The sequence below is a fragment of the Aeromonas sp. 96A genome (assembly GCF_051919165.1).
In the GTDB taxonomy this organism is placed as follows: Bacteria; Pseudomonadota; Gammaproteobacteria; order Enterobacterales; family Aeromonadaceae; genus Aeromonas; species Aeromonas veronii.
Map to the genome: position 1 here is coordinate 1,472,491 of NZ_JBQBFE010000001.1, position 15,296 is coordinate 1,487,786.

Consider the following 15,296-nt stretch of genomic DNA (forward strand, 5'->3'; position numbering starts at 1 on the left):
AATTACAACCAACAATGCTGGTTTTTACCTATCCCCCCCGTCGACTTATTACTTATTGACAAACCCCATGCTCAATACAGACTATCAGATCGACAATTACCTGTGCCCGTATCGGTGTAGTCAAGAGTTACTCTGCTTACGAGCAACTCCTGGTACTGGCAGCGAAGTTCGCGGCAACCAGCAGGATGATCAGCACCAGACTGCGATCCATGACGCAGGTTGCAAGCAAATCGGCACTGCCTAACTGTTTAGTGTAGATCTCCCCCTCATGCTGTAGGCTGTAGACACTGGCATGAGGAATTCGAGTCAGAACTCGTGACCGAGGACACTGTTGTTGATGATCGCATCGTCATCACCTCTCAAGAAAAGACACAAAATATCGCGCATTGAAATCTAATATCACAGGTTAAAAAATGCACACATCACTTCTTCCTCTTTCCCGCTCATCAGGTATAATCCGCAATCTTTTTTTGCATTAGTGACCAACGATCCTCTATGACCGTCAACCGTTTTGACCCTAGCTCAGACAGCCTGACACCTGCAACTACGCGGGTTCAGCCATCGGACGACCAACCTGTCCAACAAGCGACTTCCAGCATTATTAGGTCTCACCATCCAAGGATTGGTTTTGTGAGCTTGGGTTGCCCCAAAAACCTGGTCGATTCAGAACGCATCCTGACCCAGCTGCGTACCGAAGGGTACGATGTGGTGCCCAGCTATGACGATGCCGAGCTGGTCGTCGTCAACACCTGCGGCTTTATCGACAGCGCGGTGCAAGAGTCGCTGGAAGCGATCGGCGAAGCGCTGGCCGAGAACGGCAAGGTAATCGTCACCGGTTGCCTCGGCGCCAAAGAGAACCAGATCCGCGAGATCCACCCCAAGGTGCTCGAGATCACCGGCCCCCACGCCTACGAAGAAGTGCTGGGTCACGTCCACAAATATGTGGAGAAGCCGCAGCACAACCCCTTCACCAGTCTGGTACCGGCCCACGGCGTCAAGCTGACCCCGCGCCACTACGCCTATCTGAAGATTTCCGAAGGGTGCAACCACCGCTGCACCTTCTGCATCATCCCCTCCATGCGCGGGGATCTGGTGAGCCGCCCCATCGGCGACGTGCTGGCAGAAGCCAAGCGCCTGAAAGAGGCGGGCGTGAAGGAGCTGCTGGTGATCTCCCAGGACACCTCCGCCTACGGCGTCGATGTGAAGCACCGCACCGGTTTCTACGACGGCATGCCGGTCAAGACCAGCATGGTCGCCCTGTGCGAAGAGCTGGCCAAGCTCGACATCTGGGTACGTCTGCACTACGTCTACCCCTACCCGCACGTAGATGACGTCATCCCGCTGATGCGCGATGGCAAGGTACTGCCCTACCTCGACATCCCGCTGCAGCACGCCAGCCCGCGCATCCTGAAACTGATGAAGCGCCCGGGTACCGTCGAGCGCACCCTGGAGCGGATCCAGAAGTGGCGCGAGATCTGCCCGCAGATCACCCTGCGCTCCACCTTTATCGTCGGCTTCCCGGGCGAGACCGAGGAAGATTTCCAGATGCTGCTGGACTTTATCGACAAGGCGGAGCTGGATCGGGTCGGCTGCTTCAAATACAGCCCGGTCGAAGGGGCGCTGGCCAACGAGCTGCCGGATCCGGTACCGGAAGAGATTCAGGAAGAGCGCTTCCAGCGTTTCATGGAGCTGCAACAGCAGGTCTCCATCCGCAAACTGGCCCGCAAAGTGGGTCAGGAGCTGACCGTTATCATCGACGAGGTGGACGAAGAGGGCGCCACTGGCCGCTCTTTTGCCGATGCACCGGAGATCGACGGTCTGGTCTACCTCAACGGCGAAACCGGCCTTAAGCCGGGCGACATGGTCAAGGTGCGGATCGACGAATCCGACGAATATGACCTGTGGGCCAGCCTGATCAGCTAATTGAGGCTCTACCAGCCAAATGAAAAAAGCGCCTGCGGGCGCTTTTTTATTGGCTCAATGTCGCAGGCAAAACCGCTGGCCTAGCTCAAATCATGGAGCGCCTTGCCAAGGGGCGGCGTGAGGCGCAAGTCAGAGAATCGCACCGCCAGCCCCTGCCGCTCCGGCGTGCAGCACATCACCCCGATAAAGCAGCGTTCGCTTGGCGGGAACGGGGCGAGGCGCAGCAGCGGCCACACCTTGCCATCGATGGAGTATTGCAAACGCAGGCAATCGGCCAGCCGGGTCAGCCGCAGCCAGAAACGGCGCGGATTGCCGGTGAAGATGCCGGTGGCCCAGTCAGAGCGCGGATTGGTCAGCACGCTGCCGATCATCGGCTGGGCATCGTTGTACTCGATGCCCGCTTTCAGCCAGTGTTCGTCGTCTTGCAGCAGCATCAGCCCCGCCTGATCGTAGAGGGTGGTGAACTCCCCCTCAACGCAGACCTGAAAGGTAAACTCACCCGCCACCTCGCAGCCATAAACATGGCCGCTGTGGCGCTCGAAGCCATACCAGGTGCTGCGCCAAAAATCGGTCTGCTGGTCCGTTACCACCTGCAAACCGTCGTCTGTCTGGTGCCACTGGACCGGTTCATTGAGCCAACGCCACGCCGTCACTTCCATCATCCTGCTCTGCTCCTTTTTATCCCGCATAATCCCGCACAAATGCAGCTCGCCAACCCCTAGTCCGGTCACGGCAGGTCATGGCTGCGCCTCTGCGGAACCCAAAAAGGAGTCAATAGTGTCGCTATTGCCGCCCCGATACAAGGCTTGTGCGTTGCGCCATCAGTGCGCCCCAAAAAGCGCGGGGGGCCTGATGGCCCCCCGCAAACACACCGGATGAGAAAATGCCTTACTTGGCGGCGCTATCCTTCACGCACTTCTGGACAAAGCTGTTCTTGGCCGCACCAGCCAGCTTCTTGTCGGTCGCCGCCTTCTCGCACTTGGCCGCCGGATCCATCGCCGCGCCCGTCTTCACGCACTTCTGGATAAAGCTGTTCTTGGCCGCACCGGCCAGCTTCTTGTCGGCTGCCGCCTTCTCGCACTCGCCGGTCGCGGCGCCAGCGGCATCTTTCACACACTTGCCGACAAAGCTGGTCTTGGCGGCGCCGTTAAGCTTTTTGGCTGCGGCCTGCGCCTCGCACTGCAACTGGGCTGCGTCGTTGGCAAAGACCGGATTGGCCAGCAGCACGCTGCCGCAGAGCAGGCCGAACAGGATGGTACGCTTCATGGGAGATCTCCTCTCTATCTGGTGATGTGTTTGCATGGTCATCTTTGCATGACGATGTGTTGCAAATGGCTGTGATTGCAACAGCTGATTGTTGCCGCAGATCCCCCGCCTCGCCAGCTTGGGAGACAGAGCACAGAGCAACCATCGCCCGCACTATAACGCCGATTGGCCATGCGGGATTGCCCCCAACAAACCCCTCCTCAGCGGCAAGCCAATCCCCCTCTTCCCCGCCACACCCGCCAACCCCCAATAAAATCAAGGGCCATGGGAATCCGGTGCCCACTCAGTTCGATTTGTTGAGCCAGCGCAAAAAATCAGTCATTACTGACACTTACGTCACTTTTTGACTGGTATGGCCAGATTCGATTGGCTTAACATAGCCATCCGGTGCCTATTCATCTGTGATGGGCTGCTGCCCTCGCTGGTTAATGGAGCATATTGGAAGCTGTAATCCACGGGCGGTAGCGTGGGTTTTGCACAGTGATTGATGCATTGCGTAGGTTGGCGCTGAGCGTAGCGAAGCCCAACACGCGAGCCCTCGGTCAGTTGGTGGCCATTCGGTGCAACCGAACAGACTGGATATTTCCGGAAAGGAGAACCATGCGCTATCGCCGAGCAACAACCAGTGGGGCATGTTGGTTCTTCACCGTCAACTTGGCTGACCGAAAGCAGGATCTGCTGGTACGTCATATCGACCTGCTGCGCGAAGTGCTCCGCCACGTCAAACAGCAACACCCCTTCGAGATTATTGCCATGGTGGTGATGCCGGATCATCTCCATGCCATTTGGCAACTACCGCCGGGTGACAGTGACTATCCCATGCGCTGGTCTCTAATCAAGGCAGGCTTTTCACGGGGCATTGCCAAAACAGAGCGGATACGGGAGAGCCGACTCAGAAAACGGGAACGCGGTATCTGGCAACGCCGTTATTGGGAACATCTGATCCGGGATGACAAGGATCTGCAAGCCCATGTCGATTACATCCACTTCAATCCGGTCAAACATGGTTATTGTGCCAAACCTGTCGATTGGCCTTACTCCTCCATTCATCGCCATATCGCCGCAGGATGGATAGGGCCAGATTGGGCCATTGATAGTGACTCGGGTCGGGAATAATCGGCTAGGGATATGTTGTAGGTTGGTGCTGAGCGCAGCGAAGCCCAACAAATGGGACAGATGACTCCAAAAAATACGATAAAAATCGTGGCAATAGAAAATCAGCAACCAAATTTAGCTTTCTCGGTAAACGTTGGGCTTCACTTCGTTCAGCACCAACCTACGATGGTTAGCAACATATATTGACAAAATGAAGAATTTAAACCTTTCTTTATAAAGGATACATTAATGTATAAGATTGAAAGTGTTAAAATAAATAATTTCTGGCGTAGATTTAATGCTGAGTGTGAATTCAATCATAACGTCAACATTATTATAGGAAAGAACGGGACGGGTAAAACCACGTTCATGAACATATTAAACGCCATCTTGTCTGTTGATATAGACGGTATTAACAATAGTGATTTTGAAAGTGCAACCATTATATTGAAAGATGGGAAAAGCAAAAAAACTATCAATGTAAAAAAAAGCGAGTCATTAAACTCTCCATTCTTCATGGTGGAATACCAAATAACTAGGAAGAAATATTATGTGAGAGTAATTTCATCTGATGATAGAAGATTTGCCCCACACTATAGAAAGAAAGCCATTGAGGATGCGGAAGAAGTAAGGAGTGAACTTCGTAAAATTGTATCGTTATCTTCTTTATCTGTTTACCGATTAAGAAGTGGTGACACTCAAGACTTCAGAGATCGCCAAATAAATCAAACACCCGTAGACTACAGACTGAACCAACTTCTACAAAACCTTACTCGCTTTCAACTTGAACTATCACAGAAAGCAAGAGATGTAGCATTAGAGCTTCAAAGAGAGGTTCTAGCATCAATCCTATATAATAAAGAGACGATTGAGAGTTATAAGCCAGAGGCTCTTTTTCAGTTTAATAAAGAAACTGAGCGTTCACGCCTAATCTCTGCTTACAATCAACTTAATGCAATGACAAGCAAAATAAGACGAAAAATTGATATTCATGTTGATGCTATAGATAAGACTGTAAATGAATTGAAAACAGCTAATGCCGGGCGTATTGACTTCAGTGCTTTAGAAGCACTCCGTCGATCACAACAAATTATAAAGCTGTCTTTAGATTCAGAGTTTAAAACCTCATTAATATATGAACCTGTTGATAAATTCATAGAAATTCTTTCTGAGTTTATTCCTGATAAAAAATTCAGCTTTAATGGTGGCCAATTAGAGGTGTCTAATACTTATGATGGATTGAATTATGATTCTCTATCTTCTGGTGAAAAGCAATTACTCATACTATTAATTGAGACTTTACTACAAAAATGTCAGCCATATGTATTTTTGACAGATGAGCCAGAATTATCCTTGCACATAGCATGGCAACGTCAAATAATACCAGCAATTTTAAGGCTGAATCCCAATGCACAAGTTATTGCTGCTACTCACTCTCCGGAAGTCGCATCTAAATATAAGAGCTCTATATTAAATATGGAGAATATTATTAATGCCTGAGTTTTCTTATTCTCTAGAGGCCGAGTCGGTAAAAAGCCTTTTCTATAATGCTGATTGCATGGTTTATGTGGAAGGAATTGACGATATCCCCTTTTGGGACTTTATGTTTAAGAAGTTTTCAACATTAAGCGTTGAAGTGGAAGAAGTTGGCTCTTGCACCGCATTAAGACCTTATATGGATAGCATTGCTGATGGCTCATTAAATGCTATTGTGGCATGTGATAATGACCTCAGTTGTTTTGACATAGACAGAATTGAACATCCAAATATCATAAGAACCTACGGCTACTCCATTGAAAACACCCTTATCTCACCACACAATCTTTTAAAGGTAATAAAGGTAATTGCAAGATTGCCTGCACAAAAATTACCAAGAAATGAAACTACAGAATGGTTGGAGAATTTCCACTCCATGACAAAAAATTTAGTTAGAATGGAAATTCACAATAAGATTGCAGGCCTTGGAATCTCTGTTGTTGGTGATAATTCAACAAGATTTATGACTTCAAAGACATCTTGTTCGCTTTGTGAAGAAAAAATAACAATATATGAGTCTGAAATATTAAGTAGAATGCACAACTATTGTTCTCAAGGGGTCGATAGGGCGCTAGCAGTTAAAGGTCAAACAACGAAGCAGTTAACAAATGGACATTTCCTTTTTTCTGGGACAGCTAGATTCCTGACTTCAGTAGCAAAGAAAAACTCTCTTAAAACTAGTCTTTCATACGACTCGATTTTTTCTAATCTGATATTATCACTTGAAAACACATTTTCTCTCCAAGCTAACGCAGACGAGTATCTACACTACGAGAATGCCTTAAAGAAAATATCTATATAACCACACATCCGCAGGGAAAATATAAAAAACTAAAAATCCCCCGTCACCGGGGGATTTTTATTTCTATCTGCTATCTCAGCTCAGCAACTTACCCCACCAAAAACACCCTTAACCGGGCAAACTCAGCAGGCAAATTAACGGAGAGCAGCGGCAGCTCGGCGTGCTTGGCGAGCGGGCCGGGCAGCGGGACATCGAGACTCAGGATCTCGTCCACCGACTCCTTGAACTTGGCGGGATGGGCGGTGCAGAGGAACACCCCCACTTCATCCTCGGCCAGCTGTTCCCCCAGCAGATCCCAGGCAATCGCCCCGTGGGGTTCGCAGAGGTAATCCAGCTGGTGCAGCCGTTTAAGGGCAGCGCGGGTCTGGGCGTCGTCACGCATACCTGACCCCAGGGTCTCCAGCGCCCAGCCTTTGCGACGGCACAGCTCTTCTACCCGCGGCCAGTTGTTGGGGCGGCTGACATCCATGGCGTTCGACAGGGTTGCGACCGTCTGGTGCGGCTCCCACTGACCGGTTTTCAGGTAGCGCGGCACGGTATCGTTGGCGTTGGTGGCGGCGATAAAGCGCTTCACCGGCAGCCCCAGCGCCTTGGCAATCAAGCCTGCGGTGAGGTTGCCAAAGTTGCCGGACGGCACGCTGATCACCGCCTTGGCGCGGTCAGCTTTCGGCAACTGGGCCACCGCTTCGAAGTAGTAGCAGACCTGCGCCAGCAGACGGCTGATATTGATGGAGTTGGCGGAGTTGAGGCCAATGGCCTTTTTCAGCGCCTCGTCGTCAAAGGCCTGTTTTACCAGCGCCTGACAGGCATCGAAGTCGCCATCGATGGCGATGGTGCGGATATTGCCGCCGAGGGTGCAGAAGAGCTTCTCCTGCAAGGGGCTGATCTTGCCCTTGGGATAGAGGATCACCACTTCAATCCCCTCCAGCCCGTAGAAGGCGTGGGCCACGGCGGCGCCGGTGTCGCCGGAGGTGGCGGTGAGGATGGTGATTTTGTCGTTGGTTCTAAAGGCCGCGAGGCACTGGGCCATAAAGCGTCCGCCGAAATCCTTGAACGCCAGGGTCGGGCCGTGGAACAGCTCAAGGGCATAGGTGCCGTCTTTCAATTTGACCAACGGCGCCGGGAAGGTGAAGGCGGCGTTGATAAGCTCGCTCACCTTGGCGGCGGGCACTTCGTCCCCCAGCAGGTGGCTCAGGATGCGGGCTGAGCGTTCGGCCAGCGGCAAGTCCAGCAGGGCATCCACATCGGCGAGTGGTTCGAGTTGTTCGGGGAAGAAGAGCCCCTGTTCGCGACCCAAGCCCTGACGCACCGCCTGCGCGAAGCTCACCTGTTCGCTGTTGTCCTTGATGTTGTAGAGATTCATAGCTCGCTTCCTGTTACCCGTGCCCCGGCCATGTCCAGTTTGCAGACCCGGGCAAATCCATCTTCGTTCTGCACGAAATGTGCTTCCATCCAATCCTTCATCCGCTCGGCCTGCGCCAGATCCTTCATCACCACAAACACGGTGGGACCGGAGCCGGAGATGCCGGTGGCCAGCGCCCCGTTCTGGGCCGCCTGCGCCCGCACCTCGGCAAAGCCTTCGATCAGCGCCGCGCGGTAGGGCTCGGCAATCACGTCTTTCAAGACGCTCGCGGCCAGCCCCTCCTGCCCGGTGTAGCTGGCGTGGACAAAGGCAGCCAGGCGGCGGCCATAGGTGAGGCAATCCTGACGGCGATATTGGGCCGGCAGAATGGCGCGGGCGGCGGCGGTGGAGACGACTGTGCCCGGGTAACAGACAACCCAGTACCACTGATCGAACACCGGAATACCCTGGCTGATAACGCCGTGCTCTTCCAGCACCAGCTGCATGCCGCCGAGATAACAGGGGGCGACGTTGTCGTAATGAACGGAGCCGGAGATCTTGCCTTCCATCTCCCCCATCAGCAGCAGCATGTCGTGCTCATTGAGCGGCTCGCCGTGGAAGGCGTTGAGCCCCTCAAGGGCCGCCACCACGCTGCAGGCGCTGGAACCCAGACCCGAACCGACGGGCAGGTTCTTCTCCAACACCATTTCGAGCGGCTTGAGACCGAGGCCGCGCTTCTCCAGCGCCTCGCCATAGGCGACCCAGCAGTCATGGAGGATATTCTTTTTCGGATCGTCCGGCAGCTTGTGGGCGTAACGGCCCACGGATGAAAGCGCAAAAGGCACGTCAGCCGCTTTTACCTGCACCCGATCGCCCAAGAGGGAGCCATCCACGGGGGCGAGCGCCGCCCCCAGTACATCGAATCCCACGCTCAGGTTGGCGCTGGAAGCGGGTGCGTAGGCAACGACACTGCCGCCTTCCGTCATATAAGAGGGGTACATGTCTGAACTCATGCTTATAGCTCCTGCTTCCAGTTCTGGGTGCGCAGCACGTCGGCAAAGACGCCAGCGGCAGTCACTTCGGTACCGGCGCCATAGCCGCGCAGCACCAGCGGGATCGGCTGGTAGTAGGTGGAGAAGAAGGCGAGCGCGTTCTCCCCGTCTTTGACCTTGAACAGCGGCTCGTCGCCACCGACCGCCTTGATGGCGACCTTGCACTTGCCACCCTCGATGGAACCTACATAGCGCAGCACCTTGCCTTCACGCTGGGCGGCGGCGAACTGGTCGCGGAACCAGCCATCGGCTTCGGGCAGGCGGGCCATAAAGGCTTCCACGTCGCCGCTGGCGTCAAAGCCGGGCGGCAGTGCCTGCTCTACCTCGACATCGGAGAGCTCCAGCGCCATGCCAGCCTCACGAGCCAGAATGAGCAGCTTGCGCGCCACATCCATGCCGTTGAGATCGTCGCGGGGATCCGGCTCGGTAAAGCCGTTGCTGCGAGCGATTTGGGTCGCCTCGGAGAAGGCCATCCCCTCGTCCAGCTTGCCGAAGATAAAGGAGAGGGAGCCGGAGAGAATGCCGTCGAAGGCGCGCAGCTTGTCACCGGCCTTGATAAGGTTCTGCAGGTTCTCGATAACCGGCAAACCGGCGCCGACGTTGGTTTCATAGAGGAACTTGCGGCGAGTCTGGCGGGCAGTGCGGCGCAGCGCCTTGTAGTAATCGAGCGAACCGGTGTTGGCCTTCTTGTTCGGAGTGACCACATGGAAACCGGCGGCGAGGAAGTCGGCATACTGGACGGCTACTGCCTCGGAGGAGGTGCAGTCAACGATCACCGGGTTGATGATGTGGCTATCTTCCACCAGCTTTTTCACCCCTTCCAGCGAGAAGCTGTCGCGGGCTTCCACCAGCTGTTCGCGCCAGTTGGCGAGGTTCAGGCCATCCTTGTTGACCGCCATCTGGCGACTGTTGGCGATGCCGACCACCCGCAGGCCAGTGCCCTGCTCGGCCAGTACCGGTTGCTGGCGGGCGATCTGATCCACCAGCGCGGCACCGACGCCGCCGACCCCAACCACAAAGAGATCGATAAACTGCTGGCTGCCAAAGAAGTTCTGGTGGCACGCCTTGATGGCTTCCGCCACCTTGCGATCCCGCACCACCGCAGAGATGGAGCGCTCGCTGGAGCCCTGCGCAATGGCGACGATATTGATGGAGGCTTGCGCCAGCGAGGTGAAGAAGCGGGCCGCCATCCCCTTGCTGGTACGCATGCCGTCACCGATCAGGGAGATGATCGCCAGATCGCTGATGATATCCAGCGGCTCCAGCAGCTGGTTTTTGAATTCGAGCTCGAACTCGCGCTCCAGCACCTTGCGAGTCTTCTCGCTGTCGTAGCTGTGGATACAGAAGCTGACGCTGTACTCGGAGGATGACTGGGTGATCAGCACGATACTGACCCCGGCGCGGGAGACGGCGGAGAAGATGCGACCGGCCATGCCGACCATCCCCTTCATGCCGGGGCCGGAGACGTTGAACATGCACATGCCGGACAAGTCGGAGATGGCCTTCACTTTCAGGTCATCGTCGCCGCTCTCGGGGCCGATCAGGGTGCCCGGCCCTTGCGGGTTGAAGCTGTTCTTGATGAGGCAGGGAATATGGAACTGGGCCACCGGCGCGATGGTTTTCGGGTGCAGCACCTTGGCGCCAAAGTAGGAGAGCTCCATCGCCTCCTTGTAGGAGAGGGTTTTCAGCAGGTAGGCATCCGGCACCAGACGGGGGTCGCAGCTGTAACAGCCTTCGACGTCAGTCCAGATCTCGCAGCACTCGGCATCGACGCAGGCAGCCAACACGGCGGCGGAGTAGTCGGAGCCGTTGCGACCCAGCAGCACGGTCTCGCCCTTGTCGCTGCCACCGGTAAAGCCCGGCATCAGGTAGAGGCAATCGCTACGCAGCCCCTTGGCGGCAAAGCGCAGGCGGGAGGCTTCGATGTCGACATGGGCTTCCAGATAGCCGCCGTCGGTGACCAGCAGCTCTTCCGGTACGATCAGCTCCAGATCCAGACCGCGCACCCGCAGCAGTTCGTGCATAAAGGCGATGGAGAGGTTCTCGCCACGGCTCAGAATGCGCGCCTGCACGTTGTCCGGGCAGAGGCCCAGCAGACGGATGCCCTGCATCAGGCGCTCCACCTGATCCAGCTCGGCGGTGAGACGGGCCAGCAGCGCCTTGTCATCGAGCGCCGGATAGGCCGCCTTCAACCCGGCCAGCAGGCGGGAGAAGATGCCGTTCACTTCAAACAGGGTGGAACTGGCATCCATGCCGCGACTGGTCTGCTCCACCAGCGCCACCAGATGATTGGTCACCTTGGCAGGTGCAGAGAGCACCAGGGCTACCTGAGATTGGCCGTGGGTGTTGACCGCGATATCGGCCACCCGTAAAAAACGCTCTGCATCGGCCAGTGAAGACCCGCCAAATTTCAACACTCTCATCGCTTTCTCTCCCTGTAAATCTATGAAATTCAATCTAAAAACCAATCCAACAAAAAGGCCCGTACTGGGTGGGTACGGGCCTTTTTTGATTTCTGTGCTTGTTCGTCAGCGCATCAACCGGCCCCAGTGCCACCTGTGGTGGTACCGGTAATAATGGTGGTGGTGATGACGTTGGTGAATAACTGCATGACGAACACTCGTTGACGAAGCTGGCTTTTAGCAATACCGCGGCGGGCGATGGGCTGTCAACTTAAACCTCTTTGCCAAGTTTGCGCGCAAGGTCTTTGCAGAGCAGGTGGAGCATGTTCAAATCCCGCTGCGGCAGCATGGGCACCCGGTCCATCACCCATTGATGCAGTTTTTCATCCTGCGAAACTCCGAGTTCACCAAGTAATTCTGCTGTTTTGCTTTTGAGCACCCGAACCTGCCCGGCGTTATCAAAATTTTCTGCTACCGCAGCGGCGCCGTCGGCGTTCAGCTCATCCATCAGCTGACTCATCTCGTAGGCGTAGAGCATGATCGCCTGCCCCAGATTGAGGGACGGGTAGCTCACCTTGAGGGGCAGATAGCTGATGAGATCGACCTCGGCCAGCTGCTCGTTGGAGAGCCCCGACTCCTCGCAGCCAAAGACGATGGCCACCTTGTTGAGTGAAGGCTTGCTGCGGATCTGCTCGCGGATCTCCCCCGGCGTGAGGTAGTGCTGGTAGCGACCGCGCTCACGGGCGGTGGTGGCGATCACCAGATCCATGTCAGCCAGCGCCTCGGGCAGGGTATCGAACGCTTCGGCCTGAGTCAGGATCTCCTGGGCACCGTGAGCCACCCAGCTCGCCTCCTCCTCTTCGTGTACCCGGCTAGCCACCAGTCGCATGGCATCGAATCCCATGGTTTTCATGGCGCGGGCAGCCGCCCCCACGTTCGCAGGTCGGGCAGGTGCCACCAGGACAAAATAGAGCTTCATCGGGTTTCCTCACAGGCCGTACGGCCTCTCAAACAGACAGCAAACAGTCGCTAAACCATCACCAAAACAGGGGCGCAATCTACCGTTTATCCCCGAAAATTGCCACTTGAACAGACGTTTGAATGTTGCGATAGTGGCCTGACGTGTGAACAAATTACACCCAATCCTTCGCGCTATCGGCCCGACAGATCACAAGGAAGAGAGAGATGCAGCAGCCATTGGAACAGGCCGTCGCCGAGACTATCTTGCAACGCTTCGAGTCGTTTTACAGCCGGTTTCTCGAGATAACCCAGGGCAGCAAGAGCCGCTTCGAGAACAGTGACTGGCTGGGGGTGCAGCTCGCCGGGCGCGAGCGTATTCGCCTCTATGACCACCATGTGGGGGCCACCGCCAGCTCCATCCGCCAGATGATGGGGGAGCACCACGCCACTCAGGAGCTACTCAAGCGGGTCAAAAGCGCCTTCAGCGACCTGCTACCCCGTTGTGACAACTTCGAGGTGGCGGAGTCCTTCTTCAACTCCGTCTATCGGCGGATCTTTCGCCATCGCAATATCCGTGACGAGAACCTCTATATCCACCCCTTTGTCAGCCGTGGCGAAAAACCGGATCTGAGCGCCCTGCTGCGGATCTATCGCACCGATCTCGCCCACCTGCCGCAGACCTTGAGCCAGCTTTTGGGGGATTACAGCTTCACCCTCCCCTACGAGGACAAGCAGCGGGATATTGTCGACATCCACCGCCATCTTGCCGAGAACGGCCCGCAAATAATCCATGATGAGCCGTTTGCCATCGAACTCTTGAAAGAGGTGTTCTACCGCAACAAGGGGGCCTATCTGGTGGGGCTGATCCGGGTAAAAGATCAGGTCTTCCCCTTTATCCTGCCCCTGCTCAGCACCGGCCATAGCATCTATGTGGATACCGTCATCTTCGAGCCGGATCTCGCCTCCATCGTGTTTGGCTTCGCCCGCGCCTATTTCATGGTCTATGCCCGCGAACCGGCGCTGTTTGTCGCCTTCCTGCGCCAGATCATGCCCCACAAGCCCGATTACGAGATCTACAACGCCATCGGTTGCCAGAAGCACGGCAAGACCGAGCTCTATCGCCACTACCGCTACCATCTGGCCCAGAGTCGGGATCAGTTCATCATCGCGCCGGGCATCAAGGGGATGGTGATGAGCGTGTTTACCCTCCCCTCCTACGATGTGGTGTTCAAGGTGATAAAAGACGAGTTCACTCCCCCGAAGGATGTGAGCCACGAGCAGGTAAAGGCAAAATACCGGCTGGTTAAACAGCACGATCGGGTGGGTCGGATGGCCGATACCCAGGAGTTCACCAACTTCGAGTTTCCGCTGGATCGCATCTCGCCCGAGCTCCTTGCCGAGCTCAAGACGGTGGCACCCTCGGCCCTCACCATCAGCGACGATAAGCTGGTAATTAAGCACCTCTACACCGAGCGCAAGATGATCCCCCTCAACCTCTATCTGGACAAGGCGGACGAGCAACAGACCCGCCTCGCGCTGGAGGAGTACGGCAACGCCATCAAGCAGCTGGCGGCGGCCAACATCTTCCCGGGGGACATGCTGTTCAAGAATTTTGGCGTCACCCGGCACGGCCGAGTGGTCTTCTACGACTACGACGAGATCTGCTATATGACGGAGTGCAACTTCCGCCAGATCCCGCCGCCGCGCTACCCCGAGGATGAGTGGAGCGCCGAGCCTTGGTATTCGGTGGCCCCCAACGACATCTTCCCCGAGGAGTTCGCCACCTTCCTGCTGCAAAAGCCGCAGGTGCGCGAGATCATGTTGCAGCTACACAAGGAGATGTTCGACGCCAACTACTGGAAGATGCTGCAGAGCAACATCAAGGTGGGGGTGTTCGAGGATGTCTATCCCTACCGGCGCAAGAAGCGCTTCAAGTACCAGCGCGGCGGCTGATCCCGCAGCGCCCGCGCACATCGCAGCAACGAAAACGGGGTGGCCAAAGCCACCCCGTTTTGCTGACCGCTTTGCGCCTTAACTGCCGCGACGGCGGATCACCCCCTCCTGCATGGTGCTCGCCACCAGCATGCCATCACGGGTAAAGAACTGGCCGCGCACCAGACCGCGACCGCTGCTGGCGCTCGGGCTGTCTACCACGTAGAGCAGCCAGTCGTCGAAGCGGAAATCCCGATGGAACCACATGGAGTGATCGATGGTGGCCACCTGCATATCCGGCTCCCAGTAGGACACCCCGTGGGGCTGCAGCGAGGTGAGCAGGAAGTTGAAGTCGGAGGCGTAGGCCAGCAGGTATTTGTGCACCCGCAGATCGTCCGGCATCTGGCCGTTGGCCTTGAACCAGACGTGGCGCACCGGATCCTGCACCGTCGGCCGAATAGGGTCGACCAGCGTCACCGGACGCATCTCGATGGGCTGCTCGCAGAGGATCTTGTCGCGCAGAGAGGCCGGGATCAGGTTCTCGTAGGGACGCACCAGCTCCAGCTCGCTCTTGAGCTCCTCCGGCGGGGTGATGCCGGTGGGCATCTGCGCCTGATGCTCGAAACCATCGGCCGGCACCTGAAACGAGGCGTTGAGATAGAAGATGGGCTTGCCGCCCTGAATCGCCTTGACCCGGCGGGTAGAGACGGTCTGGCCGTCACGGATATTCTCCACGTCATAGACGATGGGACGGGTCACATCCCCCGGACGCAGGAAGTAGGAGTGAAAACTGTGAACCTGACGACCGGTCTCGACCGTCTGCTTGGCGGCTGACAAGGCCTGCCCCATTACCTGTCCGCCAAACACGGCCCGCAGACCGAGATCCTGGCTCTGGCCCCGAAACAGGCCCTCCTCGATTTTTTCCAGCGCCAGCAACGCCAGCAGCCCATCAAGTACCTTGCTCATTGTTCACTCCTCTGTCAGAG

At 56.0% G+C, this 15,296-nt stretch carries 12 protein-coding genes; 5 read left to right on the top strand and 7 right to left on the bottom strand.

Annotated elements, in window-relative coordinates; genetic code table 11:
• Positions 1 to 495: 495 nt before the first annotated feature.
• A complete protein-coding gene (gene rimO / locus ACTG2W_RS06600; RefSeq protein ID WP_274161762.1) occupies positions 496 to 1,923 on the top strand; it encodes a 30S ribosomal protein S12 methylthiotransferase RimO in 1,428 nt (475 codons plus the stop codon).
• 80 nt (positions 1,924 to 2,003) lie between these two features.
• Here the strand turns inward: rimO and ACTG2W_RS06605 are convergent, their stop codons facing one another.
• Positions 2,004 to 2,585 carry a DUF1349 domain-containing protein gene (locus ACTG2W_RS06605; protein WP_440016120.1) on the bottom strand — a complete coding sequence of 194 codons (582 nt, stop codon included), beginning with the start codon at positions 2,583 to 2,585 and terminating at the stop codon, positions 2,004 to 2,006.
• A 226-nt stretch (positions 2,586 to 2,811) separates the two neighbouring features.
• A complete protein-coding gene (locus tag ACTG2W_RS06610; protein ID WP_440016121.1) occupies positions 2,812 to 3,189 on the bottom strand; it encodes a hypothetical protein in 378 nt (125 codons plus the stop codon).
• 600 nt (positions 3,190 to 3,789) lie between these two features.
• Here ACTG2W_RS06610 and ACTG2W_RS06615 point away from each other — a divergent pair.
• The 3 genes from ACTG2W_RS06615 (at position 3,790) to ACTG2W_RS06625 (ending at position 6,622) form a co-directional block, all read left to right on the top strand.
• Entirely contained in the window at positions 3,790 to 4,305 is a 516-nt protein-coding gene (locus ACTG2W_RS06615) for an REP-associated tyrosine transposase (protein ID WP_263718726.1), read from the top strand.
• A 228-nt stretch (positions 4,306 to 4,533) separates the two neighbouring features.
• Positions 4,534 to 5,784 carry an AAA family ATPase gene (locus ACTG2W_RS06620; protein ID WP_440016122.1) on the top strand — a complete coding sequence of 417 codons (1,251 nt, stop codon included), beginning with the start codon at positions 4,534 to 4,536 and terminating at the stop codon, positions 5,782 to 5,784.
• Positions 5,777 to 6,622 carry a DUF4435 domain-containing protein gene (locus tag ACTG2W_RS06625; protein WP_440016123.1) on the top strand — a complete coding sequence of 282 codons (846 nt, stop codon included), beginning with the start codon at positions 5,777 to 5,779 and terminating at the stop codon, positions 6,620 to 6,622. The genes ACTG2W_RS06620 and ACTG2W_RS06625 overlap by 8 nt, the downstream gene beginning before the upstream one ends.
• An 88-nt stretch (positions 6,623 to 6,710) precedes the next feature.
• Here ACTG2W_RS06625 and thrC read toward each other — a convergent pair whose 3' ends face one another.
• From thrC to ACTG2W_RS06645, 4 genes are all read right to left on the bottom strand, one after another.
• Complete coding sequence (thrC, locus tag ACTG2W_RS06630; protein WP_440016124.1) at positions 6,711 to 7,985, bottom strand: threonine synthase; 1,275 nt, start codon at positions 7,983 to 7,985, stop codon at positions 6,711 to 6,713.
• Positions 7,982 to 8,977 carry a homoserine kinase gene (thrB, locus tag ACTG2W_RS06635; RefSeq protein WP_421275601.1) on the bottom strand — a complete coding sequence of 332 codons (996 nt, stop codon included), beginning with the start codon at positions 8,975 to 8,977 and terminating at the stop codon, positions 7,982 to 7,984. The genes thrC and thrB overlap by 4 nt, the downstream gene beginning before the upstream one ends.
• 2 nt (positions 8,978 to 8,979) lie before the next feature.
• Positions 8,980 to 11,439: a bifunctional aspartate kinase/homoserine dehydrogenase I gene (gene thrA, locus ACTG2W_RS06640; RefSeq protein ID WP_058057724.1), complete on the bottom strand. Its 2,460-nt coding sequence runs from the start codon at positions 11,437 to 11,439 to the stop codon at positions 8,980 to 8,982.
• A 250-nt stretch (positions 11,440 to 11,689) separates the two neighbouring features.
• Complete coding sequence (locus tag ACTG2W_RS06645) at positions 11,690 to 12,397, bottom strand: tRNA/rRNA methyltransferase (protein ID WP_021231205.1); 708 nt, start codon at positions 12,395 to 12,397, stop codon at positions 11,690 to 11,692.
• A 206-nt stretch (positions 12,398 to 12,603) separates the two neighbouring features.
• Between ACTG2W_RS06645 and aceK the strand changes: the two genes are divergently transcribed.
• Entirely contained in the window at positions 12,604 to 14,331 is a 1,728-nt protein-coding gene (aceK, locus tag ACTG2W_RS06650) for a bifunctional isocitrate dehydrogenase kinase/phosphatase (protein WP_159163173.1), read from the top strand.
• 78 nt (positions 14,332 to 14,409) lie between these two features.
• Here the strand turns inward: aceK and tesB are convergent, their stop codons facing one another.
• Positions 14,410 to 15,276, bottom strand: a complete 867-nt coding sequence (tesB, locus tag ACTG2W_RS06655) for an acyl-CoA thioesterase II (RefSeq protein WP_005359146.1) — start codon at positions 15,274 to 15,276, stop codon at positions 14,410 to 14,412.
• Positions 15,277 to 15,296: the final 20 nt, after the last annotated feature.

Excerpts from the sequence above, each read along its gene's own strand:
- rimO (WP_274161762.1), top strand. The coding sequence starts at position 496 with ATGACCGTCAACCGTTTTGACCCTAGCTCAGACAGCCTGACACCTGCA.
- ACTG2W_RS06605 (WP_440016120.1), bottom strand. The coding sequence starts at position 2,585 with ATGATGGAAGTGACGGCGTGGCGTTGGCTCAATGAACCGGTCCAGTGG.
- ACTG2W_RS06610 (WP_440016121.1), bottom strand. The coding sequence starts at position 3,189 with ATGAAGCGTACCATCCTGTTCGGCCTGCTCTGCGGCAGCGTGCTGCTG.
- ACTG2W_RS06615 (WP_263718726.1), top strand. The coding sequence starts at position 3,790 with ATGCGCTATCGCCGAGCAACAACCAGTGGGGCATGTTGGTTCTTCACC.
- ACTG2W_RS06620 (WP_440016122.1), top strand. The coding sequence starts at position 4,534 with ATGTATAAGATTGAAAGTGTTAAAATAAATAATTTCTGGCGTAGATTT.
- ACTG2W_RS06625 (WP_440016123.1), top strand. The coding sequence starts at position 5,777 with ATGCCTGAGTTTTCTTATTCTCTAGAGGCCGAGTCGGTAAAAAGCCTT.
- thrC (WP_440016124.1), bottom strand. The coding sequence starts at position 7,985 with ATGAATCTCTACAACATCAAGGACAACAGCGAACAGGTGAGCTTCGCG.
- thrB (WP_421275601.1), bottom strand. The coding sequence starts at position 8,977 with ATGAGTTCAGACATGTACCCCTCTTATATGACGGAAGGCGGCAGTGTC.
- thrA (WP_058057724.1), bottom strand. The coding sequence starts at position 11,439 with ATGAGAGTGTTGAAATTTGGCGGGTCTTCACTGGCCGATGCAGAGCGT.
- ACTG2W_RS06645 (WP_021231205.1), bottom strand. The coding sequence starts at position 12,397 with ATGAAGCTCTATTTTGTCCTGGTGGCACCTGCCCGACCTGCGAACGTG.
- aceK (WP_159163173.1), top strand. The coding sequence starts at position 12,604 with ATGCAGCAGCCATTGGAACAGGCCGTCGCCGAGACTATCTTGCAACGC.
- tesB (WP_005359146.1), bottom strand. The coding sequence starts at position 15,276 with ATGAGCAAGGTACTTGATGGGCTGCTGGCGTTGCTGGCGCTGGAAAAA.